Here is a 25,378-nt window from a genome sequence, read left to right as displayed (position 1 = left end):
CTGGCACGCACGCACTTTCTGGCCGGCAGGTCTCCTGGCTGACAGGTCGGCGCCGGCTCCCGGCCTTCCCGGTGAAACCAGTGGCATGAGGGGGAGATCGGCTCGCTGTCTACAGTTGCGGGGGCAGCCACAGCGGCGCTCGAGGCGCCCTGTGTTCCCTCTTCGGCCCCGAGGGGCACCGGCGAACGAACGGCCGTAGGATACCCGATTTCGGCCGCGATTCGCGACCGGCCGGCCGCTCGCGGCGGGCGAAGCGGGCAACGATCGGGCGCTGGCGGGCCGGCGGATGAAACGCCGGGTGGAACACGGTACCATGCCGTTTTTCGCAATGCGGACGGCTGCACCGGCGCTTTCACGGCCGCGCGGCGACACGATGGAATCGAACGATGGGGAAGGGTGCATGACGGCGTGGCTGACGGTAGTGGGCATCGGCGACGACGGTTACGCGGGGCTCGGACGCCACGCGCGGCGCGCGCTGCTCGACGCGACGCATGTGGTCGGCGCGAAACGGCATCTCGACATGCTGCCCGCCCGGCTGCGGGCCGCGCGCGAAGCTTGGCCGTCGCCGTTCGACCTGTCGGGGCTGCTCGCGCGCCGCGGCGCGCCCGTATGCGTGCTCGCGAGCGGCGACCCGATGCTGTTCGGCGTCGGCGCGACGCTCGCCCGCCAGCTTTCTCCCGACGAATGGCGCGTGCTGCCCGCGCCGTCGTCGCTGTCGCTCGCCGCCGCGCGCCTCGGCTGGGCGCTGCAGGACGTCGGCGCGGTGTCGCTCGTCGGGCGTCCGCTCGCGACGCTGGCGCGCCACCTGCTGCCGGGCCGGCGCCTGTTCGTGCTGAGCGCCGACGGCCGCACGCCGGCCGCCGTCGCGGCCGAACTCGCCGCACGCGGCTTCGGGCCGACGCGCGTCAGCGTGTTCGAGCATCTGGGCGGGCCGCTCGAGCGCCGTATCGACGGCCTCGCGCAGGACTGGAACGTCGACGAAACCGCCGCGCTCAATCTCGTCGCGCTGGACTGCCAGGCGGGGCCCGATGCGCCGCGCCGCGCGCTCACGCCCGGCCTGCCCGACGACGCATACCGCCACGACGGCCAGCTCACCAAGCGCGACCTGCGCGCGATGACGCTAGGTCGTCTTGCGCCGGCCCCCGGCGAACTGTTGTGGGACGTCGGCGCCGGCAGCGGGTCGATCGGCATCGAATGGATGCGCGCGCATCCATCCTGCCAGGCGATCGCGATCGAAGCGCATGCGGAGCGGCAGCGCTTCATCGAACACAACCGCGATACGCTCGGCGTGCCGGGCCTGCAACTCGTCGCGGGCCGCGCGCCCGCTGCGCTCGCGGGGCTCGCCGCGCCCGACGCGATCTTCATCGGCGGCGGCGCAACGGCGCCGGGTGTGCTCGACGCGTGCTGGGCGTCGCTGAAACCCGGCGGGCGGCTGGTCGCGAACGCGGTCACGCTGCAGGGCGAGATCGCGCTCGCCGCGTGGCGCGATGCGCATGGCGGCACGCTCACGCGCGTGTCGCTCGCGCATGCCGAGCCGCTCGGCCGCTTCGACACGTGGCGGCAGCCGCTGCCCGTCACGCTGTACGACGTGCGCAAGCCCGACGCGACAGACGCGGCCGGCTCGTCGCATATGTCGAACACGTCGAACCCAATGGACGCGTGATGCGCGACGAAACCCCCGAACAGCCCGCGCCGCTACGCTTCGGCTACACGACCGGCAGCTGCGCGACCGCGACGTCGCTCGCGGCCGCGCGGCTGTTGCTCGCGGGTCACGCGGACGACGCGGTCGAGATCGTGCTGCCGAAGGGGCAGCGCGTGATGATGCGGCTCGAATTCTGCCGCGCCACGGCCGAGGGCGCCGAAGCCGGCACGATCAAGGATGCCGGCGACGATCCGGACGTCACGCACGGCGCGCTGATCTTCGCGCGTGTCGCGCTCGCGGCCGCGCCTGGCGTGCGCTTTCATGCCGGGCCGGGCGTCGGCACGGTCACGCGTGCGGGGCTGACGCTGCCGGTCGGCGAACCGGCGATCAACCCGGTGCCGCGCCAGATGATGACCACGCACCTCGAAGCGCTCGCCGCCGAACACGGCTACGCGGGCGGCTTCGACGTGACGATCGGCGTGGAAGGCGGCGAGGCGCTCGCGCTGAAGACGATGAACCCGCGCCTGGGCATCGTCGGCGGGCTGTCGATCCTCGGCACGACCGGCATCGTGCGGCCGTTCTCGTGTTCGGCCTATATCGCGTCGATTCATCAGGGCATCGACGTCGCACGGGCGAACGGCATCGCGCACATCGCCGCCTGCACGGGCAACGCGAGCGAGGACGCGATGCGCGCGCACTACCGTCTGCCCGACATGGCGCTCATCGAAATGGGCGATTTCGCGGGCGCGGTGCTCAAGCACCTGCGGCGCGCGCCGGTCGCGCGCCTGTCGATGTGCGGCGGCTTCGGCAAGCTCAGCAAGCTCGCGGCCGGCCATCTCGACCTGCACAGCCGCCATTCGAGCATCGATCTGCCGCTGCTCGCGCAGTGGGCGGCCGAGGCCGGCGCGAGCGATGCGCTGCAGGCCGCGATGCGCGCCGCGAACACGAGCCAGGAAGCGTTGAAACTCGCGCAGGCCGACGGCGTGCCGCTCGGCGATCTCGTCTGCGCGCATGCGTTGCGGGTGGCGCGCGACATCGTGCCGCCGTCGGTCTCGGTCGAGATGTTCGCGATCGACCGGCAGGGCCGTTTCGTCGGGGAGGCGCGATGAGCCCGCGCATCCTGCTGCTCGGCGGCACCGGCGATGCGCTGAAGATCGCGCGCACGCTCGGCCCGCATCATGTCTACAGTCTCGCCGGTCTCGGCAAGACGCCAGACGATCTGCGCTGCGACGTGCGCGTCGGCGGTTTCGGCGGCGCGGCCGGGCTCACCGCGTATCTTCGCGACGCCGGCATCGGTCTCGTGATCGACGCAACGCATCCGTATGCCGCGCAAATCAGCGCGAACGCCGCGGCGGCGACGCGCGCCGCGGGCGTGCCGCTCTGGGCGCTGCGACGCGCGCCGTGGACGCCGCAACCGGGCGACGACTGGCGGATGGTCGACGACTGGGCCGGCATCGAGGCCGCGCTCGCGCCGTTCAGGCGCCCGCTGTTCACGCTCGGCCGCGAGCCGCTCGCGCATCTCGACGCGATCCCGCCGCACCAGTTCTGGCTCGTGCGCTGCCTAGACGCGCACCCCGGCAACGCCCGCGCGCAGGTCGTCGCCGCGCGTGGGCCGTTCACGCCCGAAGGCGAGCGCGCGCTGTTCGCGCTGGCCGGCATCGACGTCGTCGTCAGCAAGAACAGCGGCGGCGCGGCCACCGAGGCCAAGCTCGACGTCGCGCGCGAACGCAGGCTGCCGGTCGTGATGCTGCGCCGGCCGCCGCTGCCCGATGCCGACCGCGCGTTCGACTCGGTCACGGCGCTCGTCGACGCACTCGATCCGGCCGCGCGCGCGTGACGCAACGCAGCGGCTCATCCCACGAATTGACGGAGAAATTTCGATGACGGTGTATTTCATCGGCGCGGGCCCCGGCGACCCGGAGCTGATCACGGTAAAGGGCCAGCGCCTCGTGCGCACGTGCCCGGTGATCCTGTATGCGGGCTCGCTCGTGCCGGCCGCCGTGCTCGACGGTCATCGCGCGGAGCAGGTCGTCAACACGGCCGAACTCGATCTCGACGCGATCGTCGCGCTGCTTGCCGCCGCGCACGCGAAAGGGCAGGACGTCGCGCGCGTGCATTCGGGCGACCCCTCGTTGTACGGCGCGATCGGCGAGCAGATCCGCCGCCTGAAAGCGCTCGGGATTCCATACGAAATCGTGCCGGGCGTGACGGCCACGGCCGCATGCGCGGCCACGCTCGGCGTCGAACTGACGCTACCCGGCGTCGCGCAGACGGTGATCCTCACGCGCTTCGCGGGCAAGACGACGATGCCGGAGGGCGAAGCGCTCGGCGCGCTCGCCGCGCATCGCGCGACGCTCGCGATCCATCTCGGCGTGCGCCATCTCGCGCGCATCGTCGACGAAGTGCTGCCGCATTACGGCGCCGATTGCCCGGTGGCGGTGATCTATCGCGCGAGCTGGCCCGACGAGGAGCGCGTGACGGGCACGCTGGCCGACATCGTCGACAAGGTACAGGGCACGCAGATCGAGCGCACCGCGCTGATCCTGATCGGGCGCGTGCTCGACGCCGAAGGGTTCGCGGATTCGACGCTCTACGCGAGCGCGGGCTGAGCGCGCCGGCCTTGGCATCGGCGCGCCCGGCCGTCAGGCCCGTCAGGCCCGCGCGATCTGCCGCATCTGCTTCGGCGCAAAGCCGGCCGCCAGCGCGAACAGCGCGATACACAGGCACGCCATCGCGATCCACGCGGGCGTGAGATCCGCCAGATGCTGGCGCACGATGCCGGCCGCGAACGGAAACAGGCCGGCGATCAGATAGCCGATGCCCTGCACGAACCCCGTCAGCGACGCGGCATCGGCCGGCGTGGTCGCGTGGTCGACCGTGACGATCAGCGACAGCGGAAACAGCGCGCCGATGCCCGCGCCGAGCAGCAGCGCGGCCGGCAATGCGAGCGCGTCGGGCGCGGCCAGCATCACCAGTAACCCGACGAGCAGCGACGCGATCGCCGCATGCAGCGCAGGCCGGCGATCGGGCAGGCGGTCGATCGTCGCGGAAACGGTCAGCCCCGCGACGACTTCCGCGAACGTCACGCCGCCGAGCAGGCTGCCCGCCGCGGTCGGCGACCAGCCGAGCCGTGTGTAGTACGGCGGCAGCCACGCGAGCACGAGCGTGTAAGCACCCGTCGCGATGCCGAAGAACAGTGCGAGCCGCCACGCCCGCGGAGAACGCGATGGCTGCGCACCCGATACCGACACCGGGCCGGAGGCAAGCGCGTCGCCGCCCCGGCTGGCCAGCGGCCAGGCCAGTGCGGTCAGCGCCGCCGGCAACGCCCAGCCCGCGAGCGCGGCGAGCCAGCCCCAGCGCACCGCGGCGAACGGCGCGACGACGCTCGCGAGCACCGCGCCGCCCATGATCGACGTCGAATAGACGCCCATCGCGCCGCCGATGCGTGTCGCGAAATGCGCCTTCACGAAGCCGGGTAGCAACGCCTGCACCATCGCGATCCCGACGCCCGCGCAGCACGCGCTCGCGAGCAGCAGCCATGCGTGCTGCGCCCCGACGCGCGACGCGCAGGCCAGCGCGATCAACGCGACGCCGAGCCACACGCCGCCCGCGATCCCGGTGAGGCACTGCAGGCGCCGCGCGCTCAGCGCGCCGAGCCCCATCAGCAGGATCGGGATCGTCGTCAGCAGGCTCGCCGCGCCGTCGCCGATGCCCGTCGCGCGCTGGATCATGTCGAGCAGCGGACCGATCGCGGCAAGCGCCGGCCGCAGGTTCAGCCCGACGAGCACGATCGCGGCGAGCCGCCAGCCGGGGGAGGTGAAGCGATTCATTGCAAGGCCCTCGATATCGATGCGCGGCTGCCAGCCAGGCGCCGCACGTTTTTCAGGTAAAGTATCTCGACATCAAGATATATGTCGATTTATCTCGACGTCAAGATAACTGGTGAGCCGAGGAGGGTTAATGGATCGAGCCGAGCATGCGCTCGCGCAATGGCGGGTCGAGCGCCCGGATCTCGACGCGACGTCGATGGTGGTGATGGGGCGGCTGCAGGAAGCCGCGCTCGTGATCGCGCGCGATCGTCTCAATCCGCTGTTCGCGCGCTACGGCATGCAGCCGGGGGAATTCGACGTGCTCGCGACGCTGCGGCGCAGCGGCGCGCCGTTCGCGCTGACGCCGACCGCGCTGTACGACGCGCTGATGATGTCGTCGGGCGGGATGACCGCGCGCATCGACCGGCTGCAGAAGGCCGGTTGGGTCGAGCGCCGGCCGAATCCGGCCGACGGGCGCGGGACGCTCGTCGCGTTGACGGATGCCGGGCGCGCGCTGATCGACGAGGCGGTCGTCGCGCATATCGATAACCAGCGGGCGGTGCTGGCTGCGTTGTCAGAGACCGAACAGGCGCAGTTGTCGCGGCTGTTGGGGAAGCTGCTGGCGGGGTTGGAAGCCGGAACGCCGGAAGGGGAGGAAGGGAACTCGCGTTGAACAATGCGTGATGGAAACGTACGCGCGGGCAAAAAGTTCTTCGTGAATTCTCGTGGACGTCGCGTGTCGGCCCATTGCGGTCGGTCGTAAGATCACGCTCCCTTCGTCGCTTCTTGAAGTACTTCGGTCTTCCGACGGCCGGTCTTTTTGGTCGGGCATCGCCCAACACAGTGAACAGCGCCGCAGAACCTTGTCGACGCGGCGTACGCCGACTTCCGAGTCATTGGATTTGAGGAAGCCGCGTCAGAGAGGGATTGCGCCGGAAGCCGCTTGTATTGCCGCAGCAATCTCGTCTTCACAGCGCCCCCCATTGATGGCAATGCTTTCCCCAAAGACAAAATGAGGAACCGAACGAACGCCGGCATTCGCTGACTTGAACGCCTCCGCTTCGACGCGATGGTGCTGTTCAGGATCAAGAGCGATGGCACGCGCCTGATCGCGGTTAAAACCGTAGTCGGCGGCAATGTCAGCCAGCACATCCGCATCGGCGATGTTCTTCGCTGCGATGAAGTAAGCATCGGTGATTGCAACGGCGAGCCTGTGCTGCGTGTCACGCCCAGCGGCTGCCAGAATCACGGCATGAGCAGCCTGGGTCGGATAGGCCCAGAGCTGGCGACCAAGATCCAGGTCGAAGCCCGATGCGCGAGCTTCTCCCTCGGGGCGAGCAAAGGCGACCTTCGGATCGGTTATGCCGTAGCGCGAACGCAGCAAATCGGGAATATAGAGACCGCCTGACGGTGCATCTGGCAGCAGCAGGACTGGATGCTGCCGAATGTCAACGATCAGGTTGGGAAAACGCTCCGTCAGCACTTTGTCGAGACGGTGATGCCCGACGATGCACCACGGGCATGTGATTTCAGTATAGAGGTCTATTTGCATAACCCTGTTCTCGTGACCGGATCGCCGACAACGATTCGACCCTTCCCGCGAACGACGCGCGTTTCTTCACGTCGTCGCCGGGACACGTTGTAGCCCAGCTTCAAGGCTTCCTCGATGATGTGCCTTCAGGCCAGCCCGGTTGCACCGAAGCACCGAACGGCGCGAGGTTTTTTCCGGGCCATGAGGTCACGCAGCCTTCGCCAACAAGGCTTTGATGACCGTTTCGGTGTTGGCGATTACGGCCTTCGCCGCATCGGGGCCGAAAACCGTGCCTTCGACACGCACCACTTCAACGTCGGTCAGGCCGATGAAACCGAGCAGGTGCAGCAAATAGCTGGTCTGAAAGTCGAACGGTGCCCATGCACCTTCCGAAAACACGCCACCGGCAGCGGTAACGAGATAGACCTTCTTGCCGGTCAGCAGCCCCTTCGGCCCAATATCGCCGTAACCGAAGGTGACGCCCGGCCAGGTGACGTGATCGAACCAAGCCTTTAGCTGCGACGACAGACTGAAGTTGATCATGCCCGAACCGAGCACGATCACATCGGCGGCCTTCAACTCATCGACCAGCTCTTGCGCGATCTTCACCGCCTCGACCTGTTCCGGCGTGCGATCCGCGGGCGAGGTGACCCGACCCTGGATGTAGGCCGGTGCGATATGGGGCGGAGGATTCGCGGCAAGGTCGCGCACGGTCAGCGGGCCGCCCGCGCGGGCTTGGATGCCCTCTGCGATTTCGGTGGCAAAGCGGGTGGAAAGGCTGTCGGCCCCGCGCGGGCTGGACGTGACAAGCAGAGTGTGGCTCATAGCGGCTCCCAAGTATAAAATAAGAACCAAGTCGATTAAGTGACCTGACTTATGAATTCATACAAAGGATGGTATGGTTCCTGCCGTTTCCCCACAAGAAGGCACACGCATGTCACTTAGTCCCCCCGAGCTGCCTGCCGATATGCCTGCCCCTGACGCAGGCGGCTGCCTGGCAACTCGTGAAATCCTGGATCGCATCGGCGACAAGTGGAGCCTCTACATTGTCGCTATGCTGGCCGACGGCCCGCGGCGCTTCAACGAATTGAAGCGCCGCATCGAGGGCATTTCCCAGCGGATGCTGACGCTGACCTTGCGCGGACTGGAACGCGACGGACTGATAACGCGAACGATGTATGCAACGATTCCGCCTCGCGTCGATTACGAACTCACCGACATGGGAAGAACGCTGTTGAAGCCTGTCATGGCGTTGGTCAATTGGGCGAGCGAGAATCAAGTCGCCATTGCCGAGGCGCATAAACGTTTTGACGAGAAGCCGGAGCCAGATCAGGTCTCGATTCAAGGCGTTGTCTACCAGCGTCGATAGACGAGTTTAGGCCGCAAGCTTGCGCAGACACAGCGGCGAAATTCGGCTGCCAGCTCGCGTTGGGATCTGTCCCGACGCGGATCTTCGTTGGGGTGCGCAGGCGCTGCATTTTGCGATCTATCCGACCAAGAGTCGGCCAGGGGCGATCGAATACGTCTCATGGCATGACTTGGGTGTCCGTTCCCTGAACCAAACGGGACGCCTCGACGTCTCGCCGTCGACGCAAGCCGATGATGCTTCATGGCCGAATACCGACGGTCTCCCGGCGTTCCCCGGAGATCGGCAATGGTCAAAAAAAACCCGCCGCGCAATGCGGCGGGCGGCGGGCGGCGGGCGGCGGGCGGCACAAATCATGGGCCGTGGCTCGCACGGCGCGTACCCGCGCAGCGGATCAACCCCGCGCCGGAATATTGAGCCCGCGCTCGACAGCCGGCCGCGCAACGAACGCGTCGAGCACCCGCTTCACGTTGCGGAATTCGCTGAAGCCCACCAGATCGCCCGCTTCATAGAAGCCAACCAGATTGCGCACCCACGGGAAGATCGCGATGTCGGCGATCGTGTAGGTATCGCCCATCACCCACTGGCGATTCGCGAGGTGCGCGTCAAGCACGCCGAGCAGGCGCTTCGATTCGGCGACGTAGCGATCGCGCGGACGCTTGTCCTCATAATCGCGGCCGGCGAACTTGTGGAAGAAGCCGACCTGGCCGAACATCGGCCCGATGCCGCCCATCTGGAACATCACCCACTGGATCGTCTCGTAGCGGCCCGCGAGATCCTTCGGGATCAACTGGCCCGTCTTGTCCGCCAGATAGATCAGGATCGCGCCCGATTCGAACAGTGGCAGCGGCTGGCCGTCTGGGCCGTTCGGATCGATGATCGCCGGGATCTTGTTGTTCGGGTTCAGCGACAGGAATTCGGGCGACAACTGGTCGTTCGTGTCGAAGCGCACGAGGTGCGGCTCGTACGGCAGGCCGGTTTCCTCGAGCATGATCGACACCTTGACGCCGTTCGGCGTCGGCAGCGAGTAGAGCTGGAGGCGGTCGGGATGCTGGGCCGGCCACTTTTGCGTGATCGGGAAGGCGGACAGATCGGGCATGAAGGTTCGCTCGTCGAAGTGAATGATCCGCGCTCCGCCCGTGCCGCCGCGCTCGCGCACGGTTCGCGGCGGCAGGGCGGCGCGCGCCGAAAGCGCCCACTGTAGCCGATCCGGGAAAACGATGCAGGCGTAGGCAGCCGCCCGTGGTTCGGCGCGACGGCCATGCCCGGCGTCGCGCGCGGTGCCGCAAGACATGACGGCAACGCTTCTCGCGCGGCAGGGGGAAACGTATACGGCCCAACGCGGTTCGTCTCACCTCGATATATGACGTCCTAACACCCTGCGCGAGCGGCGGGCCCACGCCGGACGCCGTCGCGCGGTGCACAATTCGTCGGCGCACGGAAGCTTTTTGTCAGGGAAAGTCCCGCCCCGCATCCCGCGGTTTTTTGTTGACCGACATCGTATAACGCCGTCATGATTTCCTGACAAGAACGGTCCCATCCACCGACCGAAGTGAGGAGACATGAACACCACCCCGATCGCTCGCCGTGTCCGCCGGATCGCACTCGCACTGGGCTTCGCGCTGTCGGCCGCCGCGGCCGTTGCCGCCCCCGTATCGCTGAACATCGTCGACGTCGCAGGCAATCTGCAGCTCACGCAGAAGGCCATCGAGGCGTTCAAGGAGAAGAACCCGAGTCTCGTCGCGAACGTCACGTTCACGAACGCACCCGCGCCGCAGTTGCCGGGCAAGATCAAGGCGATGCAGGCGGCGGGGCGCGCCGACATCGATCTCGTGCTGACGGGCACCGACGCGCTGGCCGCCGGCATCGAACAGAACCTGTGGCAGAAGCTGCTGCCCGACAACGCGGCCGCGCTCCCCGGCGTGCTCGACAAATACGCGCCCGGCCCGCGCAAGATGCAGGATCTCGCGCAGGGCTTCGGCCTCGTAGTGACCTACATGCCGGCCGGCCCGCTGCTCGAATACAACCCGGCGAAGGTCAGCGACCCGCCGAAGACGCCCGAGCAGCTGCTCGCGTGGTGCAAGGCGCACCCGAACAAGCTGATCTATGCGCGCCCGGCGAACTCCGGCCCCGGCCGCACGTTCCTGATGGGGCTGCCGTACGTGCTCGGCGACAAGAATCCGCAGGACCCGATCAACGGCTGGGACAAGACCTGGGCGTTCCTGAAACAGTTGAACGAATGCGTGCCGTACTACCCGGGCGGCACGTCGGCGGTGATGAAGGAGCTCGGCGAGGGCACACGCGACATGACCGTGACCGTCACCGGCTGGGATCTCAACCCGCGCGCGCTCGGCATCGTGCCGGCCGAATTCAAGATCCAGGCGTTCGACAACATGACGTGGGTCAACGACGCGCACTACATGGTGATCCCGAAGGGCGTGCCGAAGGAAAAGCTCGACGTGCTGTTCAAGCTGATGAACTTCCTGCTGGAACCGGCGCAGCAGGCGATGACCTACGACGACGGCTATTTCTATCCGGGCCCGGCGGTGAAGGGCGTGACGCTCGAGATGGCGCCAGCACACAGCCAGGAAGTCGTGCGCAAGTTCGGCCGCCCCGAATACGCGAAGCTGCTCGCCGATCGTCCGCACGTGCAGCCGCTCAATGCGCAGGCGATGGTCGCCGCGTTCCAGAAATGGGATCGCGAGATCGGTTCGCAGAAATCGAAGTGACGCCTGAACCGGCGGGCGCCGCGGCGTCCGCGTCGATGGAGTTCGTGGAATGAATCACAGTTTCGAACGGTTGCGGCTCGACGGCGTGTGCCGCAGTTTCACCAATGCGCAAGGCGCGCAGGTCGCCGCGCTGGACGGGCTCGACCTCGAGATCCGGCGCGGCGAGTTCATCGCGCTGCTCGGCCCGTCGGGCTGCGGCAAATCGACCGCGCTGAACTGCATCGCGGGGCTGCAGCCGCTCACGCGCGGCGGCATCTGGCTCGACGACACGCGCATCGACGTGCTGCCGCCCGAGCGTCGCGGCTTCGGCATGGTGTTCCAGAACTACGCGCTGTTCCCGCACATGTCGGTGCTCGACAACGTCGGCTTCGGCCTCAAGATGCGCGGCGTGCCGAAGCAGGAAACGCGGCGGCGCGCGCAGCAGGCGCTCGAGCTCGTGCAGCTCGTCGGTCACGAAGGCAAGCTGCCCGGGCAGTTGTCGGGCGGGCAGCAGCAGCGCGTCGCGATCGCGCGTGCGATCGTGATCGAGCCGCCGCTCGTGCTGATGGACGAGCCGCTGTCGAACCTGGACACGAAGCTGCGCATCGAGATGCGCGCGGAGATCCGCCGCATCCACACGCAGCTCGAACGCGCGACGATCTACGTGACGCACGACCAGGACGAGGCGCTGTCGATGGCCGACCGTATCGTCGTGATGAAGGAGGGCGTCGTGCAGCAGGTCGCGTCGCCGAAGGACGTCTACACGCGCCCGCACAATCTGCATGTCGCGCGTTTCATGGGCTATCGCAACGTGCTGCCGTTCACGCTCGAAGGCATGGCCGGCGATTACGTGAACGTCGCGTCGGGCGGCGTGCGCCTCGCGGGCGTGCCGATGGCCGGCTTCGACGCGAAGGAGGTCGTCGTCGCGCTGCGCCCCGACGACATCGAGCGCGCGGAACAAGGCGCCGACAATGCATTCGACGCGACCGTCGAGACGGTCGAGTACGGCGGGCGCGACTCGCTGATCCGCGCGATCACGCCGTTCGGCGCGATCTGGGCGCGCGTGGCCTGCGAGTTCACGGAAGGCGAGCGCTTGAGGCTGCGCGTGGCGCCGGCGCGCACGCTCGTCTATGCGGGAGACGGGCAATGAACGGGCTGCGCCACGCGGCGCGCTCGGCGGCGTCCCGCCCGGAGGCCGCATGAGCACGCTCGCGACCGGCGGCGCGGCGCGCGACGCGAAAGCCTGGCTCGTCACGCCGGCGCTCGCGTTCATCGCCGCGCTGTTCATCTATCCGTTCGCGTACGGCCTCGTGCTGTCGTTCCAGCCGATGAACGGCGGCGGCGCGCTCGCGAACTACGTGCAGTTCTTCACCGACACGGCGATGTGGCCGACCGTGCTCGTCACGCTCAAGCTCGCGGTGCCGGCCACACTGCTCAACGTCGGCATCGCGGTGCCGGTCGCGTTCGCGCTGCGCCGCCATTCGCCGTACCAGAAGTTCGTCACGACGCTGCTCGTGATTCCCGTCACGCTCGGCACGGTGCTCGTCGCCGACGGGATGCTCACGTACTTCGGGCCGAACGGCTGGTTTCCGCAGGCGCTGCAGGGGCTGCACCTGTACACCGACGAAGTGCGCCTCACGCACAACTACTGGGGCGTGCTGCTGTCGCTGATCGTGTCGGGCTTTCCGTTCGCGTTCCTGCTGATGCTGTCGTACATCAGCGGCATCGACCCGACGCTCGCGCGCGCGGCCGCGACGCTCGGCGCGAACCCGTGGCAGCAGTTCCGGCAGATCTACCTGCCGCTGCTCGTGCCGGGGCTCACGATGGCCGCGTGCCTGTCGTTCGTGCAGGCGTTCTCGGTGTTCCCGTCGGCCGTGTTGCTCGGCGCGCCGGCCGGGCCGACGCGCGTGATCTCGATCGCGGCGGCCGAAGCCGCGTTCGAAAGCTACGACTATTCGCTCGCATCGGCGATCGCGATCGTGATGGGCTTCGCGCAGTTGCTGGTGGTCGCGTCGATGCTCGGCGCGCGCCGCTTCTTCTACACGGGTGCGGTAACGGGAGGCAAGGGCTGATGGCGACCGACAATCATGCCGCTCGCACGTGGCCGCCGAAGCACGACGCCCCCGATGCGCGGCCCGTCGATGCAAGGAAACCGCATCGGATGAAAAGCAATCTCGCCGGCCGCGCATGGAAGGCGCTCGTCTGGGGGCTGATGGCGTTCTTCCTGCTGAACGTGATGCTGCTGATCGCGACCGTCGCGGTGAACTCGGTCGCGACGCGCTGGTTCGGCACGCCGCTGCCGCAGGGCTTCACGCTGCATTGGTATGCGAAGGCATGGGAGGATTTCCAGCTCGCGAGCGTGCTGTGGGTGACCGTCGAGGTCGTCGGCGCGGTCGTGCTGCTGTCGATCGCGCTCGGCGTGCCGGCCGCGTATGCGCTCGCGCGCGTGCAGTTTCGCGGCAAGCGCTTCGCGCTGCTGGTGTTCCTGCTGCCGCTGATGGTGCCGCCCGTCACCTACGGGATCCCGATGGCGACCGTGATGTACAAGATCGGGCTCGCGGGCACGCTGCCGGGCGTGATCCTCGCGAATCTCGTGCCGGCGCTGCCGTTCGTGATCCTCGTGATGACACCGTTCATCGAGCAGATCGATCCGAACCTCGAAGCCGCCGCGCGCATCTTCGGCGCGAACACGTGGCGCTATTTCCGCTACGTGCTGCTGCCGCTGCTGGTGCCCGGCATGCTCGCGGCCGGGTTGCTCGTGCTCGTGCGCACGATCGGGATGTTCGAGCTGACGTTCTTCACCGCGGGCCCGAGCACGCAGACGCTTGTCGTCGCGCTGTATTACGCGGTGTTCTCGACCGGCGTGCGCGCGCCGCAGTCGATCGACGCGATGGCGATGATCTACATGGCGATCACGCTCGTGTGGGTCGTGATCGCGCTGCAGTTCGTCAGCCCGACGCAACTCGTGAGCCGCGTGAAGCAGCAACGGCAGTAGGCGGGGGCGTCGCACGATCGCGCGCGGCCGCCGTGCCGCCCAGCCGTCGTGCAATTGGTTACAAATGGATACCGCGCACGACACGCGGACGTTGCAGACTACGCGGCGTTCCCCCGATCGACGGATATCCATGAAGTTTCAACTGCTGCTGACCCTCGCCGGCGCGTCGACGCTGCTGGCGGCCTGCAACCTGCTTCACGACGGTCCCGGATCGAGCGACGTCGACGCCGCCGTGCGCCGCGCGCTCGAAGCGGAAAACCACGGCGGGCTGAACGCGCTGTTCGGCCAGCCGCTGCCCGTATCGGCCGACGTCGTATCGGCGAAACCCGACGGCGACTGCAAGAAGCTCGGCGATCGCACGTACTCGTGCGACGTCGTGGTCACGTGGCGCAACGCCGATTACTCGCCGTCGCGCGCGAACCTGACCTTCGTGAAGGCGGCCGACGGCTCATGGCAGACGTCGGGCGTCGACGCGGCGCTCGTGACGGGCACCGCGAAGTCGCTGATCGACCATATCGGCAAGGCGTGGCCGGGCAATGCGGCGAGCGGCGCTTCGACGCCGCAGTGACGCGCCGGCGGCGAACCTTCTTCTCCTTCCTCGTGTATGCGGCCCCATCCGCGCGGGCCGCGGCGACATGTTTTTGATGAAAGGGCGCGACCATCGCGCCTATCTTGATTTGAACGCATCCTCGGTATGCGGGCAGGGTTATAGGGAAAACCCTTATCTCAAGGTATAATTCCGGGCTGAGAGAAAGGTCAAGATCATGCCTGAACGTTTCCAAGCCCTTGAAAAATTTGTGTTTTCCCTCGTCGTGATGTCCGCGGTCGTGTGCTCGGCCTTCCTCGCGTACGAGCGTCACCCCGAGATCAAGATCGCGCTGCACGAAGGCGAGGCGCTGATGCGCGAGAGCGCCAAGTACTCGGTCATCTGTTCGCCGTCGAAGGTCGACCCTTGCGTCGAGATGTCCGCCTACTGAGCCGGCTTTCCGCTTTTCGGACTGGCCTGATATCGGCATCCTTGCCGGTCTGAACGCGTTGAAGTAGCGCCCATCAGATAGTCGGAAACCCGCCGCCAGACAGGGCCGAGGCACGAACCCTTCATGTGCCGGGTCGCTGGCGCAAGCAGCCCCGCATTCAGTCGGCCCCGCTTCGAGCAATCGAGCGGGGCCGTTCCGTTCGTGCGTGTCACACGACATGCCGCGGCTCGCCGCCGACGAACGCGGCGACGTTGTCCACGAGCTGATCGGCCAGCGTCTGCATCGCCTCGTCGCTCGCCCACGCGACATGCGGCGTCAGGATGAACGCCGGATGCGACAGGATCGCGTGAAACGGATGCGCGGCCGGCAGCGGCTCCTGCGTGACGACGTCGAACCCCGCGCCCGCGATCTGCCCCGACTGCAACGCCTCGACGAGCGCGCTTTCGTCCACGAGCCCGCCACGTGCGGTATTGATCAGCAGCGGCCGGCGCGCCATCCGCGCGAATGCGCGGGCGTCGATCAGGTGCCGCGTCGCGGGCGTGAGCGGGCAGTGCAGCGTGATCACGTCGCTGTCGCGCAGCAGCGTGTCGAACGGTGCATGGCCGTCGCGCGCGGTGTCGCCGTGTGCCGCGAACAGCACGCGCATGTCGAGCGCCCGCGCGATGGCGGCCACCGCGCGCCCGAGCACGCCGTCGCCCACGATCACGAGCGTCGCACCGGCCAGGTCGCGAATCGGGTGATCGAAAAAGCAGAACTGTCCGCTGTCGAGCCAGCGCCCCGCGCGCACCGCGTCGCGATAAGCGACGAGGCTGCGGCGCAGCGCGAAGATCAGCGCGAACGTGTGCTCGGGTACCGTGCGCACCGCATAGCCGCGAATATTGCTCACGACGATCCCGCGTGCCGCGCACGCATCGAGATCGACGATGTCGGTGCCGGTCGCCGCGATCGCGATCATCCGTATCTGCCGCGCATCGGCGAGGGCCGTCGCGTCGAGCCGCACCTTGTTCGTCACGACGATGTGCGCGTCGCGGATGCGCGCCGCGACCTCGTGCGCGGCCGTCCGGTCGAATGTCTGCAAGGCGTGCGGAAACGGAAATCGTTTCAGCACGGTCTGGGGCGACAGCGTCGCGCGGTCGAGAAACACGATCTTCGCGGGAGAAGAAACGGAAAACATGGCGGTCTCGCTGGCAAGCGCCCGATGGCGCGGAACGGCCCCGATTCTGCCGGCGGCGCGCGCGCCGTCGTTTGACCGTTGCGCGAGCGCGCTTTCCCGGACGGAAAGGCTGGCGCGTCCCGCTTGGCCGATACCGCGATCGCGCCGTCGCCCGCCTTTCCGTTTCGGAAAGGCAGGTTGACCATCGAGCGATTTTCGCCGGGCGCGAACGCCGTCATGATCGCCGTCATCGACAACGCGATTTCATCGGAGACAGTCATGACACGCCCCCTGGACGGCATCCGCGTGCTGGAACTCGGCCAACTGATCGCCGGGCCGCTCGCGGGCCGGATGCTCGCCGAATTCGGCGCGGACGTCATCAAGGTCGAGCCGCCCGGCGTCGGCGACCCGCTGCGCAAGTGGCGGCTGCTGCACGACGGCACGTCGGTCTGGTGGGCCGTGCAGTCGCGCAACAAGACCTCGCTCACGCTCGATCTGCGCACGCCCGAAGGGCAGGACGTCGTGCGCCGCCTCGTCGCGGAGACCGACGTGCTGATCGAAAACTTCCGGCCCGGCACGCTCGAAGGCTGGGGGCTCGGCTGGGACACGCTGTCCGCGCTCAACCCGGGGCTCGTGATGCTGCGCGTGTCGGGCTTCGGGCAGACCGGCCCGTATCGCGACCGCCCCGGCTTCGGCGTGATCGCCGAGGCGATGGGCGGGCTGCGCCACCTCACGGGCGAACCGGGCCGCACGCCGGTGCGCGTGGGCATCTCGCTCGGCGATTCGCTGTCGGCGCTGCACGGCGTGATCGGCGTGCTGCTCGCGTTGCGGCATCGCGAGCAGCAGGGCGGCAAGGGGCAGGTCGTCGACGTCGCGCTGTACGAATCGGTATTCAACATGATGGAAAGCCTGTTGCCCGAATATGCGGCGTTCGGCGCGGTGCGCGGGCCGGCCGGCAGCAGCCTGCCGGGGATCGCGCCGACCAACGCGTACCGCTGCCGCGACGGCCGGTACGCGCTGATCGCCGGCAACGGCGACAGCATCTTCCGGCGCCTGATGGAACTGATCGGCCGGCCCGATCTCGGCAACGATCCGGCGCTCGCGCACAACGACGGGCGCGTCGCGCAGGTCGCGCACATCGATGCGGCGATCGGCGAATGGAGCGCGCGCCACGACCTCGACGACGTGCTCGCCGCGCTGAACGACGCGCGCATTCCGTCCGGACGCATCTACGACGTGGCCGACATCGCGGCCGATCCGCACTACCGTGCGCGCGACATGATCGTCGACGCCGCGCTGCCCGACGGCACGCCCGTGCTCGTGCCGGGCATCGTGCCGAAACTCGATGCCACGCCCGGGCGCATCGAGCGGCCGGCCCCCGCGCTGGGCGCGGATACCGACGCGGTGCTCGAATCGCTCGGCATCGATGCGGCGACGCGCGACGACTGGCGCACGCGCGGCGTGATCTGAAACAGCCACCGGGACGAATACATGAACGCGCATCCGCAACGACTCCACATCCACGAAGTCGCGACCCGCGACGGTTTCCAGAACGAAGCGGCGTTCGTCGACACCGACGACAAGATCGCGCTCGTCGACGCGCTGAGCGCCTGCGGCTACGCGAAGATCGAGGTCACGTCGTTCACGTCGCCGAAGGCGATTCCCGCGCTGCGCGACGCGGAAGCCGTGATGCACGGCATCGCGCGCGCGCCGGGCGTCGTCTATACGGCGCTCGTGCCGAACGTGCGCGGCGCCGAGCGCGCGCTGTCGTGCGGCGTCGACGAGGTGAACCTCGTGATGTCGATGAGCGAGAGTCACAACCGCGCGAACCTGCGGATGACGCGCGAGCAGTCGTTCGCGCAGTTGCGCGACGTGATCGACGCGGTGCGCGGCACGGGTGTCGCGATCAACGTGTCGCTGTCGACCGCGATGGGCTGCCCGATGGAAGGCGACGTGCCGGCCGAAACCGTGCTCGCATGGATGCAGCGCTTCGCGGATCTCGGCGTGCACGGCTTCACGCTGTGCGATACGACCGGCATGGCGTTTCCGTCGCAGGTGCGCGACTTGTCCGGACGTGCGCGCGAGCGCTTCCCTGCGTTGCAGCTCACGCTGCACTTCCACAACACGCGCGGGATGGCGCTCGCGAATACGCTCGCCGCGCTCGACGCCGGCATCGACCGTTTCGACGCGTCGCTCGGCGGGCTCGGCGGCTGCCCGTATGCGCCGGGCGCGACCGGCAACGTCTGCACCGAGGAACTCGTGCACATGCTCGAACTCGACGGCTACGATACGGGCATCGACCTCGCGGCCGTGCTCGCCGCGGCCGCACGGCTGCCCGCGCTGATCGGGCATGACGTGCCGAGCCAGATCCTGAAGGCCGGGCGCCGCTCGGACCTTCATCCGCCGCCGCGCGCCGATGCCGGCGGCAAGCCCGCGCAACGCGCGTTCTCGTGAACAGCAACAGAAACATAAACAGGAGCGAATGCCATGGCGCTGATCGACCACCTCGATCATCTCGTGCTGACCTGCGTCGATCCGGAACGGACGAAGCATTTCTACACCGAGGTGCTGCAGATGCAGCTCGAAACCTTCGGCGCGGGCCGGCTCGCGTTCCGTTTCGGCAACCAGAAGATCAACCTGCACGTGCGCGGCGCGGAATTCGAGCCGAAAGCGCACGTGCCGGTGCCGGGCGCGCTCGACCTGTGCTTCATCGCGTCGGTCCCGCTCGACGACGTAATCGCGCACCTGCGGCGCGTCGACTGGCGGATCGTCGAAGGGCCCGTCGAACGCACCGGCGCGACGCAGAAGATCCGCTCGATCTACGTGCGCGATCCCGACCTGAACCTGATCGAGATTTCCGAACCGATCTGACTTGCCGGGCTCGGTCGCCCGCGCGAGCGCCGGCCGCCGCGCGCACGGCGTCGCAGTCCTTCGCCGAAAGCGGACAGGCACGCGCCGCGCCCGCCGATTCCGGATAGCCGTGCGCGGCCGCGCCGCGGATAATGGCGCAACGGCGTCGGCCCGACCGCCGCCTTCGCCGCGCGCACGGACAAACGTGCCGCGCGCATCCGCAACCCGATCCAGACGCTTCCCGAATGACGATCCTCTATCGCGGCATGGACCGTGCGGCGCTCGACGCCGCGTACCTGAACACGAGGGCTGTTCCCGATTTCCCCGCGCTGCTCGCGTCATGCCAGGCACGCAGCGCGGCGCTGTACGCGGCGACGCCCGGCCGCCGCGACCTGCGTTACGGCGCGCAACCCGCGCAGCGCTTCGACTGGCTGCCGTGCGGGCAGCCCGACGCGCCGCTGTTCGTGTTCATCCACGGCGGCTACTGGCAACACTGCACGAAAGAGGATTTCGCGTATGCGGCGAGCGGGCCGCTCGCGTGCGGCTACGACGTCGTGCTCGCCGAATACACGCTCGCGCCGGTCGCGACGATGACCGATATCGTCGGCGAGATCGGCGCGCTGCTCGACCATCTCGCGGCCGACCGCGACGGCCTCGGCATCGCGGGGCGGCCGATCCATCTGAGCGGCCATTCGGCGGGCGGCCATCTGACGGCCATGCATCGCGCGCATCCGGCCGTCGTGTCGGCACTCGCGATCAGTCCGCTCGTCGATCTCGAACCGATCGCGCTGTGCTGCCTGAACGACAAGCTGCAGCTCACCGCGCGGGAGGTCGACGCGTACAGCCCGTTGCGCCATGTCGGACCGGGCGCGGCGACCGTCGTGGCGGTCGGCGACGCCGAACTGCCCGAACTCGTTCGGCAGGCGGACGAATACGCGACGGCGTGCGAAGCCGCCGGCGAGCGGATCGCCCGCGCGTGGCTGCCCGGCATGCAGCACTTCGCGGTGCTCGACGATCTCGCGACGCCGGACGGCGCGATGCTCGCCGCATTGCACGCCATCGCGCCGCGCTAGCCGCGCCGTATCGTGCGTATCGCATGCGCACGGCCCGGCGTATGATCGGCGTCAGGCCGGCGCGATGACGACGTCCCCCGCACGGCCTTCCCAGGACCCCCGACATGGTGAACCCGCTTCATTTCGATCTGCAGTCGCTGCGCGTGTTCGCGCTCGTCGCCGAGCACGGCAGCCTGACGAAGGCAGCCGAACACGGCCAGCTCACGCTGTCCGCGGTCAGCAAGCGCATCGCCGAACTCGAAAGCGTGACCGGCAGCGCGTTGTTCGTCCGGCACGCGCGCGGCGTCGAGCTGACGCCCGCGGGCCGCGCGCTGCTCGATCATGCGGCGAAGGTGATCGAGCAGGTGAACCGGATGGCGCACGAGATGAGCGACTACGTCGCAGGCGTGCGCGGCCATATCCACGTATGGACCAACACGTCGGCGATCGTCCAGTTCCTGCCCGCCGATCTCGCCGCGTTCCTCACCGGCAACCCCGGCATCAAGGTGAGTCTCGAGGAGCGGCTGAGCCACGAGATCGTCGACGCGATCGCGTCGGGCAAGGCCGATCTCGGTGTATTCGCCGACAACGTGCCGGCGCCCGGCATCGACCGGCGGCTGTACCGGCGCGACGAGCTCGTGCTGCTCGTGCCGCGCGCGCACCGGTTCGCCGTGCGCGACAGCATCCGCTTCGCGGATACGCTCGACGAGGACTACGTGGGCCTGAGCGACGGCAGCTCGCTGCTCGCGCGCATGACCGACGCCGCGTTCGCGGCCGAGCGCTCGCTGAAGCTGCGGATCCAGGTATCGAATTTCGACGGCGTGAGCCGGATGATCGAGGCGGGGCTCGGCATCGGCGTGCTGCCGCGCGATGCGGTGACCGGCGAGCGCGCGGCGCGGCTCGGTGTCGTGAAGCTCGACGACGCGTGGGCGACGCGCACGCTATGGGTCGGCGTGAAGGCCGGCGCGGTGCTGACGACCGACGTCGCGAAGCTGTTCGATTTCATGTCGGCGCGCTGAATGCGATGAGGCGATGAAACGGCGACGCACGGGGCACGCGTGCGTGCGCCCCGTGCCGATCGCCGCGTCAAACCGGATTGATCTCGTCCTGGCTGCGCCGCGTGGTGAGCGGGCCGAGCACGCGCAGCGTGACGGCGACGATGCCGAGTGCGACCGAAATCACGCCGAACATCGCGCCCGCGCCGTAGTCGACGAGCACCGGCAGCAACACGAACGGCAGCGCGCCGCTGACGATGCGCGACAGCGCATAGGTGCTGCCGATCGCCGTCGAACGCGCGCCGGCCGGGAAAATCTCGGCCTGGTACACGTGATACGCGTTGCTGAACACGTTGGACGCACACGTCGTCAGGAACCCGAAGCCGACGATCAGCACGGTATTGCCGGAATACGCGAAGCACAGCCCGAACACCGCGATCGACAGGATCGACACGATCACGAGCGTGCGGCGCTCGATCCAGTTGAGCAGCGGAATCGACAGCAGCGAGCCGATCGGATAGCCGATGAACGACAGCGCGATGAACAACGTGCTGTCCGTCACGTCGAAGCCGCGGCTTTTCACGACGGTGCCGGCCAGCGTGCCGAACCCGTAATAGCCGAAGCCCTGGAACAGGTGAAAGATCGCCAGCATCACGTAGCGCGCGCCGTACGGACGGCGACGCAGCAGCGCGATGCGCTCGCCGAGCCCGAGCGGCCGCTGCGGCTGGACCGGTTCCGCGAAATGCTCGGGCACGGGCACGCCGGCGCTTTGCGCGAAACGCCGCAGCGCCGCGTGCGCATCGGCCGTGCGGCCTTGCGCGAGCAGCCAGCGCGGGCTTTCCGGCAGCCGGTGCTGGACGAGCAGCACGTACACGGCGCCGAGGCTGCCGACCGCGAGGATGATGCGCCAGCCCGCGACGCCCGCCACATGCAGCGGGTTCAGCCACAGCGCGAGAAAGCCGACGAGCGGCACCGCGACATACGAAGTCGTGTAGGCCCACGCGGCGAGCCGCCCGCGCTTGTCCTTCGGCAGGATTTCGGACAGGAAGCTGTCGGCGACCGGATAGATCGCGCCGACGCCGATGCCGGTCAGGAACCGGCAGGCCACGAGCATGTCGGCACTCACCGAAAACGCACCGACCAGCGAGAACGCGCTGTACCACCCGAGCGTGAGCAGGAACGCCTTGCGCCGGCCGATGCGGTCGGCCAGGCTGCCGAGGCACATCGCGCCGACGAACATGCCGATGAACGCGGACGCCAGCAGCAGCTTGAAATCGGCGCTTTGCCGGCTCAGCCCGTATTCGTGCTGCAACGCGGAGCCGATCGTACTGACGAGAAAGATCTCGTACATGTCGAAGAACAGCCCGATGCCGATCACCCAGACGACGAAGCGGTGCAACGCACCGACCGGCAGATCGTCCATGAAATCGCCGAGCGTGACGCGGCGGGCGGGGAGGGTCGTTGCGTCGACGCCGGTGCCTGCGGAGGCAGCCGACGTGCGGGCGGATGCGCGTGCGCCCGCGTGGCCGTCGAGGTCGAGGGATTGGCTGTTCATCGTGTCTCCTGATTATCGATATGCGGGGGCGCGGGGCTGGCCGTTCTTAGCCGGCGTCACGCGTCGGCCGCACGATGCGACGCCAGGCATCGCCGGGCAGGTGCAAGAGGCGGCCATGCGGGCTGCGCCGATCGTCCGACACATGGTGGGCAAATCGGCGGCACGTGATAATTGAGGATGTTTCAAGCATCCTTTCCCGAGCAGAAAGGGTAGGGAGCGCGCGGTGGACACGATTCGCGCGGCAGGCCGTTGCAGCCTGCGTGGCGGGCGAGTGCGTATCGAAAACGATGCGCACCCGCGCCATCCGGCGAGGCCGGGAAAACCATGACGCCGGTGGCGTGGCCGCCGGCGCAACCGCCGCCGACGACCACACGGTCGTGCTCAATCGGCCGGCACGAACGCCGTCCCATGAAACACGCGCACGGGGTTCCCGCGCGCCAGCGCAAAGTGTTGCATCCGCCGCTGCCGGCGCGCGTCCGACGCATGACGATCGGCTTCCTGCTGCAAACGCACGTGCAGCAATTGCAACGCCAGACGCTTGTTCGCATGCTGGCTGCGCTCGCTTTCCACGCGTACCGACAGGCCGGTCGCGACATGGGTCGCGCGGATGGCCGAGCTCGTCTTGTTCACGTGCTGGCCACCGGGCCCGCGCGCACGCATCGCTTCGAACCGCACGTCGCTGTCCGGCAGCGGCTGCGCGTCCGCACAGCGCGTGACGCCGATGAACCAGTTCTTGCGTGGATGGCGTGACCGGTACAGACTCGCGCAAATCCATTGCAGCGTGCCCGTCCACCGCTGCGCGAGCGCCTGCGCGGCATCGCCGTCGAGATCGACCAGTGCCGAACGCAGCGTGCCGGGCAGGTCGCCCGGCTGCACATCGAGCACCGTGACGATCACGCACCGCGCATCGGCTTCCGCCTGCAGACGCCGCAATGCATGCGCCGCGGCGAGCTGACATTCGAGTGGCCCCTGTGCCGAAGAAATCTGCATCAGCATCGGTCGCCCGCCCCGGAGGTCTTGTAGGTCAGCACCGGCGCGAGCCGAGCGAGCCGACGCAGCAGGCCGGCCGCCTCGAGCGCGTCGACGACGCTGTCGATCGGCTTGTACGCCTGCGGCGCTTCCTCGTACAGCAGGTCGCGATCCTCGCAGACGACGTGGCTGCCGAGCGCGGTGCGCGTGAGCTGCGACGGCGTGAAGCGCCGCTCGAGGCGGCCCTTGCAATCGCCGCGCGCCCACTTGCGGCCCGCGCCGTGCGCGAGCGACGCGAGGCTCGCCGCATCGTCGGGCCGCCCCGGCGCGACCAGATAGCTGTAGTCGCCGCGCGAGCCGGGAATGACGACGGGCCCCGCGTCGGCCGGCGTCGCACCTTTGCGATGCAGCCAGCCCGATTCGCCGTCGACGGTCGCGCGGCTCACCAGGTTGTGGTTCACGTCGAGCACGCAGCGGCCATCGCTGCGCCAGCGCGCCAGCATGCGCCGCGCGATCAGGTCGCGATTCGCCACGGCATAACGTAACGCCGCATCGTGACGCGCAAGGTACGCGGCGCATGCGGCGTCCGACTCGCCGAGGCCGTCGTAGCCATGCTCGCGCATGTGCTGCTCGAGGATCGACTGGCCGAAGCCGCGCGACCCGCTGTGCACGAGCAACAGCAGGCGGTCGCGATCGAGATCGAGCGCCTCGACGGCCTCGGCGTCGTACACCGTGTCGATGCGCTGCGCCTCCGCGAAATGATTGCCGCTGCCGATCGTACCGAGCGACGCGGCAAACGCATGATCCGCGAAGCCCGCAGCCGCGATCAGCGGCTGCCAGCCGGCATCGGGCGTCGCGTCGATCGAGCCGAGCCGGCTCGCGAGCTTCGACGCACCGACGCGCCGCGCATCGAGCGCGGTTTGCCAGAGCGCCATCCCGCAGCCGATATCGCCGCCGATCAGCGCCGGATAGAGCCGGCCGGTCGAAAAGAACGCGGCGCCGACCGGGTAGCCGCGTCCGGGATGAAGATCGGGCATGCCGGCGACGCGCCGCATGCCGGGGAGGGTGGCAGCCTGTTCGAGCTGCCGGATGGCCTCACCTTCGATCCAGGTGGTGGCGCAAGCGCACAGCGTGATGCGCTCGGCCAGGTATTGCATGGAATTGCCCATGGAGGTTTCCGTTCGATGAAAAGGAAGAACGGCGGGCCATGGCGCGGACAGCGCACATGCGCTGTCCGACATCGGAAGTCGGGAGGAGGGCGGCACGACCGGACCGGAACGATCCGGCGCATCGCGATGACGGCGATGCGATGTGCTGCGTGGCGTGAGCGATGAAACGAGCGGACGCGAAAAACCCGAACTACGACCCGCGACGGGAGGAGCGTTGGCGTGACGTCATGATGTTCTTCTCCTTGCGAGTGAGGGGTTGATCGGAATGGCGGCGACTCTAGCATGCACGCAACCGGCGCAGCAAGCGGACGACGCGATGCCGGCGATCGATTCGGCGCGCGATGTGGCGAAAAACACACACATAGGATTCCGGATCGTTCATGTATCGATCACCGGTGCGGCGCGTCGCAGCAGGCGTTCGACGCGTTCGGCAGGCCGCAATGGACGCACCCGGTCGCGCTTGACACCGCAAAAACCGTTTCGTAGCATCCGCCTGCTTCATCCCTGAACCCTCATCGAACCGGTGATCCAAGTGCCCGCAATCATTCGTCCCTTCGCCTGATACGCCGACGACTGCCGTCCCGGCCGCGTGTCGTCCTGCCCGTTT

25 protein-coding genes and 1 riboswitch are annotated in these 25,378 nt (G+C 68.2%); of the genes, 17 read left to right on the top strand and 8 right to left on the bottom strand.

Annotation, left to right across the window (positions count from 1 at the left end):
* Positions 1-7: 7 nt before the first annotated feature.
* Positions 8-198, bottom strand: a riboswitch (cobalamin riboswitch).
* A gap of 202 nt (positions 199-400) precedes the next feature.
* From KPB06_RS16340 to cobM, 4 genes are read left to right on the top strand one after another with little or no spacing between them, the layout of a single operon-like run.
* Positions 401-1,663, top strand: a complete 1,263-nt coding sequence (locus tag KPB06_RS16340) for a bifunctional cobalt-precorrin-7 (C(5))-methyltransferase/cobalt-precorrin-6B (C(15))-methyltransferase (RefSeq protein WP_059584052.1) — start codon at positions 401-403, stop codon at positions 1,661-1,663.
* On the top strand, positions 1,663-2,751 hold the full coding sequence (locus KPB06_RS16335) for a cobalt-precorrin-5B (C(1))-methyltransferase (protein ID WP_104012135.1): 1,089 nt from the start codon (positions 1,663-1,665) through the stop codon (positions 2,749-2,751). Before KPB06_RS16340 ends, KPB06_RS16335 begins: the two co-directional genes overlap by 1 nt.
* Positions 2,748-3,479 (top strand): cobalt-precorrin-6A reductase, encoded by a 732-nt coding sequence (locus tag KPB06_RS16330; RefSeq protein ID WP_226093775.1) that lies wholly within the window; start codon positions 2,748-2,750, stop codon positions 3,477-3,479. The genes KPB06_RS16335 and KPB06_RS16330 overlap by 4 nt, the downstream gene beginning before the upstream one ends.
* 43 nt (positions 3,480-3,522) lie before the next feature.
* Complete coding sequence (gene cobM, locus KPB06_RS16325; protein WP_060318563.1) at positions 3,523-4,251, top strand: precorrin-4 C(11)-methyltransferase; 729 nt, start codon at positions 3,523-3,525, stop codon at positions 4,249-4,251.
* Between the two features lie 42 nt (positions 4,252-4,293).
* Here cobM and KPB06_RS16320 read toward each other — a convergent pair whose 3' ends face one another.
* Positions 4,294-5,472, bottom strand: a complete 1,179-nt coding sequence (locus KPB06_RS16320; RefSeq protein WP_226093776.1) for an MFS transporter — start codon at positions 5,470-5,472, stop codon at positions 4,294-4,296.
* 130 nt (positions 5,473-5,602) lie between these two features.
* On the opposite strand from KPB06_RS16320, the gene KPB06_RS16315 reads away from it, so the two are divergent.
* Entirely contained in the window at positions 5,603-6,124 is a 522-nt protein-coding gene (locus KPB06_RS16315; RefSeq protein WP_226093777.1) for a MarR family winged helix-turn-helix transcriptional regulator, read from the top strand.
* A gap of 243 nt (positions 6,125-6,367) precedes the next feature.
* Here the strand turns inward: KPB06_RS16315 and KPB06_RS16310 are convergent, their stop codons facing one another.
* Positions 6,368-7,003: a DsbA family protein gene (locus KPB06_RS16310; RefSeq protein ID WP_226093778.1), complete on the bottom strand. Its 636-nt coding sequence runs from the start codon at positions 7,001-7,003 to the stop codon at positions 6,368-6,370.
* Between the two features lie 186 nt (positions 7,004-7,189).
* Positions 7,190-7,807 carry an FMN-dependent NADH-azoreductase gene (locus tag KPB06_RS16305; protein WP_059584041.1) on the bottom strand — a complete coding sequence of 206 codons (618 nt, stop codon included), beginning with the start codon at positions 7,805-7,807 and terminating at the stop codon, positions 7,190-7,192.
* Positions 7,808-7,916: 109 nt separating this feature from the next.
* Between KPB06_RS16305 and KPB06_RS16300 the strand changes: the two genes are divergently transcribed.
* A complete protein-coding gene (locus tag KPB06_RS16300) occupies positions 7,917-8,351 on the top strand; it encodes a winged helix-turn-helix transcriptional regulator (protein WP_059584039.1) in 435 nt (144 codons plus the stop codon).
* A gap of 391 nt (positions 8,352-8,742) precedes the next feature.
* On the opposite strand, the gene KPB06_RS16295 is transcribed toward KPB06_RS16300, so the two are convergent.
* Positions 8,743-9,447, bottom strand: a complete 705-nt coding sequence (locus tag KPB06_RS16295; protein ID WP_059585371.1) for a glutathione S-transferase N-terminal domain-containing protein — start codon at positions 9,445-9,447, stop codon at positions 8,743-8,745.
* A 463-nt stretch (positions 9,448-9,910) separates the two neighbouring features.
* On the opposite strand from KPB06_RS16295, the gene KPB06_RS16290 reads away from it, so the two are divergent.
* The 6 genes from KPB06_RS16290 to KPB06_RS16265 all read left to right on the top strand — a co-directional run bounded on the left by KPB06_RS16290 (position 9,911) and on the right by KPB06_RS16265 (position 15,028).
* Positions 9,911-11,077: an ABC transporter substrate-binding protein gene (locus KPB06_RS16290; RefSeq protein ID WP_059585333.1), complete on the top strand. Its 1,167-nt coding sequence runs from the start codon at positions 9,911-9,913 to the stop codon at positions 11,075-11,077.
* A gap of 49 nt (positions 11,078-11,126) precedes the next feature.
* On the top strand, positions 11,127-12,206 hold the full coding sequence (locus tag KPB06_RS16285; protein ID WP_059585334.1) for an ABC transporter ATP-binding protein: 1,080 nt from the start codon (positions 11,127-11,129) through the stop codon (positions 12,204-12,206).
* 49 nt (positions 12,207-12,255) lie between these two features.
* Positions 12,256-13,128 carry an ABC transporter permease gene (locus KPB06_RS16280; RefSeq protein WP_059585335.1) on the top strand — a complete coding sequence of 291 codons (873 nt, stop codon included), beginning with the start codon at positions 12,256-12,258 and terminating at the stop codon, positions 13,126-13,128.
* Positions 13,128-14,051 (top strand): ABC transporter permease, encoded by a 924-nt coding sequence (locus KPB06_RS16275; protein ID WP_059585336.1) that lies wholly within the window; start codon positions 13,128-13,130, stop codon positions 14,049-14,051. Before KPB06_RS16280 ends, KPB06_RS16275 begins: the two co-directional genes overlap by 1 nt.
* 130 nt (positions 14,052-14,181) lie before the next feature.
* Positions 14,182-14,619: a hypothetical protein gene (locus KPB06_RS16270; protein ID WP_059585337.1), complete on the top strand. Its 438-nt coding sequence runs from the start codon at positions 14,182-14,184 to the stop codon at positions 14,617-14,619.
* Between the two features lie 196 nt (positions 14,620-14,815).
* On the top strand, positions 14,816-15,028 hold the full coding sequence (locus KPB06_RS16265; protein ID WP_059585338.1) for a hypothetical protein: 213 nt from the start codon (positions 14,816-14,818) through the stop codon (positions 15,026-15,028).
* A gap of 208 nt (positions 15,029-15,236) precedes the next feature.
* On the opposite strand, the gene KPB06_RS16260 is transcribed toward KPB06_RS16265, so the two are convergent.
* Positions 15,237-16,202: a D-2-hydroxyacid dehydrogenase gene (locus KPB06_RS16260; protein WP_104012130.1), complete on the bottom strand. Its 966-nt coding sequence runs from the start codon at positions 16,200-16,202 to the stop codon at positions 15,237-15,239.
* 258 nt (positions 16,203-16,460) lie between these two features.
* Here KPB06_RS16260 and KPB06_RS16255 point away from each other — a divergent pair, with 258 nt between their 5' ends.
* From KPB06_RS16255 to KPB06_RS16235, 5 genes are all read left to right on the top strand, one after another.
* Positions 16,461-17,651 (top strand): CaiB/BaiF CoA transferase family protein, encoded by a 1,191-nt coding sequence (locus KPB06_RS16255; protein ID WP_275906167.1) that lies wholly within the window; start codon positions 16,461-16,463, stop codon positions 17,649-17,651.
* Between the two features lie 21 nt (positions 17,652-17,672).
* Positions 17,673-18,635, top strand: a complete 963-nt coding sequence (locus tag KPB06_RS16250; RefSeq protein WP_059585340.1) for a hydroxymethylglutaryl-CoA lyase — start codon at positions 17,673-17,675, stop codon at positions 18,633-18,635.
* 33 nt (positions 18,636-18,668) lie between these two features.
* Complete coding sequence (locus KPB06_RS16245; protein WP_104012129.1) at positions 18,669-19,052, top strand: VOC family protein; 384 nt, start codon at positions 18,669-18,671, stop codon at positions 19,050-19,052.
* Positions 19,053-19,276: 224 nt separating this feature from the next.
* On the top strand, positions 19,277-20,104 hold the full coding sequence (locus KPB06_RS16240) for an alpha/beta hydrolase (RefSeq protein ID WP_059585342.1): 828 nt from the start codon (positions 19,277-19,279) through the stop codon (positions 20,102-20,104).
* A 104-nt stretch (positions 20,105-20,208) separates the two neighbouring features.
* Positions 20,209-21,102, top strand: coding sequence for a LysR family transcriptional regulator (locus tag KPB06_RS16235; RefSeq protein WP_059585343.1), 894 nt, complete (start codon positions 20,209-20,211; stop codon positions 21,100-21,102).
* 67 nt (positions 21,103-21,169) lie between these two features.
* Here KPB06_RS16235 and KPB06_RS16230 read toward each other — a convergent pair whose 3' ends face one another.
* The 3 genes from KPB06_RS16230 to KPB06_RS16220 all read right to left on the bottom strand — a co-directional run bounded on the left by KPB06_RS16230 (position 21,170) and on the right by KPB06_RS16220 (position 24,771).
* Positions 21,170-22,633, bottom strand: coding sequence for an MFS transporter (locus tag KPB06_RS16230; RefSeq protein WP_104012128.1), 1,464 nt, complete (start codon positions 22,631-22,633; stop codon positions 21,170-21,172).
* Between the two features lie 381 nt (positions 22,634-23,014).
* Complete coding sequence (gene prfH / locus KPB06_RS16225) at positions 23,015-23,623, bottom strand: peptide chain release factor H (protein WP_316252111.1); 609 nt, start codon at positions 23,621-23,623, stop codon at positions 23,015-23,017.
* Entirely contained in the window at positions 23,623-24,771 is a 1,149-nt protein-coding gene (locus KPB06_RS16220) for an RNA ligase RtcB family protein (protein WP_059585346.1), read from the bottom strand. Before KPB06_RS16220 ends, prfH begins: the two co-directional genes overlap by 1 nt.
* Positions 24,772-25,378 lie beyond the last annotated feature (607 nt).

Origin of the sequence: Burkholderia semiarida (assembly GCF_029268935.1) — a bacterium.
Classification (GTDB): Bacteria; Pseudomonadota; Gammaproteobacteria; order Burkholderiales; family Burkholderiaceae; genus Burkholderia; species Burkholderia semiarida.
This window is presented reverse-complemented; position numbering and strand designations above follow the sequence as displayed.